Below are 1,791 nucleotides of genomic sequence, written 5' to 3'. Positions count from 1 at the left end.
AAAAAGAGGCAGCCAAAGCGAAGGTAGACCAAGCGGTAACGGAAGCCAAAGCTCATATTAATGAAGCAATAACTAATTCAGATGTGGATGAAGCAAAAACAAATGGTACGACTACAATCAATGCAATCCAACCAGATGTGCTTAAAAAATCAGAAGCAAGACAAGCAATCGATGATATTGCAAGAGCTAAAAAAGAAGCGATTGATCGAACACCAGATGCGACAACAGAAGAAAAAGAGGCAGCCAAAGCGAAGGTAGACCAAGCAGTAACGGAAGCCAAAGGCCATATCAATGAAGCAATAAATAATTCAGGTGTCGATGAAGCAAAAACAAATGGTACAACTACAATCAATGCAATCCAACCAGATGTGCTTAAAAAATCAGAAGCAAGACAAGCAATTGATAATGAAGTTATTAATAAGAAGACAGAGATCGACAATAATGTTGATGCAACTATAGAAGAAAAAGAAGCCGCAAAATCAAAAGTAGACGAAGCTGCAGTAGAAGCAAAAAATAATATTAATCATACAGAAATAAATCAAGCTGTTGACAAAGCAAAAGAAGATGGTGTTACAATAGTTAGTCATATTCAACCAAATATAGTTAAGAAAATAGCAGCAAAGACTGCAATCGATGAAGTAGCTAGAATTAAAAAAGAAGCGATTGATCAAACACCGGGTGCAACAACAGAAGAAAAAGAAGCAGCGAAATCAAAAGTTGATGAAGAAGTTACAAAAGCAAAACATAGTATTGATCAAGCAATAACAAATAGTGATGTAGATCAAGCAAAAGATAGAGGAACTGTTGCTATAAATAACATTCAGCCAGAAGTTGTAAAAAAAGAGACAGCTAAGACTTCTATTGATCAAATTGCATTAACTAGAAAAGCCATCATTGATCAAACACCTGATGCAACAACAGAAGAAAAAGAAGCAGCGAAATCAAAAGTAGACGAAGCTGCAACAGAAGCAAGAAATAATATTAATCGTGCTTTATCTAATAATGATGTAGATCAAGTAGTACATAATAGTACGGCATCAATAAATAATATCCAACCAGATATAGTTAAAAAAGAACAAGCAAAACGAGGTATAGATACTCAAGCAAAAATCAAAAAAGCCATCATTGATCAAATATCTGATGCAACGACAGAAGAAAAAGAAGCAGCGAAATCAAAAGTTGATGAAGAGGTAACAAAAGCAAAACGTAACATTAATCAAGCAGTTACAAATAATGATGTGAATCAAGTTGAGCATAATAGCACAATAGCAATTAATAATATCCAACCCAATATTATTAAAAAAATTGCAGCTAAAACGTTAATTGATCAAGTAGCAAGAGCTAAAAAAAATAATATTGATCAAACATCAAATGCGACAATAGAAGAAAAAGAAGCAGCAAAACAAAAAGTTGACGAAGAAGTTACAAAAGCAAAACATAGTATTGATCAAGCAATAACAAATAGTGATGTAGATCAAGCAAAAGATAGAGGAACTGTTGCTATAAATAACATTCAGCCAGAAGTTGTAAAAAAAGAGACAGCTAAGAATGCTATTGATCAAATTGCATTAACTAGGAAAGCCATCATTGATCAAACACCTGATGCAACGACAGAAGAAAAAGAAGCAGCGAAATCAAAAGTTGACGAAGAAGTCATAAAAGCAAAACATGGAATTGATCAAGCAAAAACAAATAATGACGTAGATCAAGTTGAACAAAATAGCACTACAATGATAAATAATATTCAGCCGACAGTAGTTAAAAAATCAGAAGCAAGACAAGCAATTGATG

1 protein-coding gene is annotated in these 1,791 nt (G+C 33.4%); it reads left to right on the top strand.

The features are described from left to right. The coding region (locus tag HMPREF2953_RS11500; RefSeq protein WP_176746045.1) for a DUF1542 domain-containing protein at positions 1 to 1,791 on the top strand (1,791 nt) is incomplete at both ends.

It is taken from the genome of Staphylococcus sp. HMSC072E01, assembly GCF_001814125.1.
Taxonomy (GTDB): domain Bacteria; phylum Bacillota; class Bacilli; order Staphylococcales; family Staphylococcaceae; genus Staphylococcus; species Staphylococcus hominis.
The sequence above is the reverse complement of the archived record's forward strand: the minus strand, read 5'-3'. Positions and strand labels throughout refer to the sequence as shown.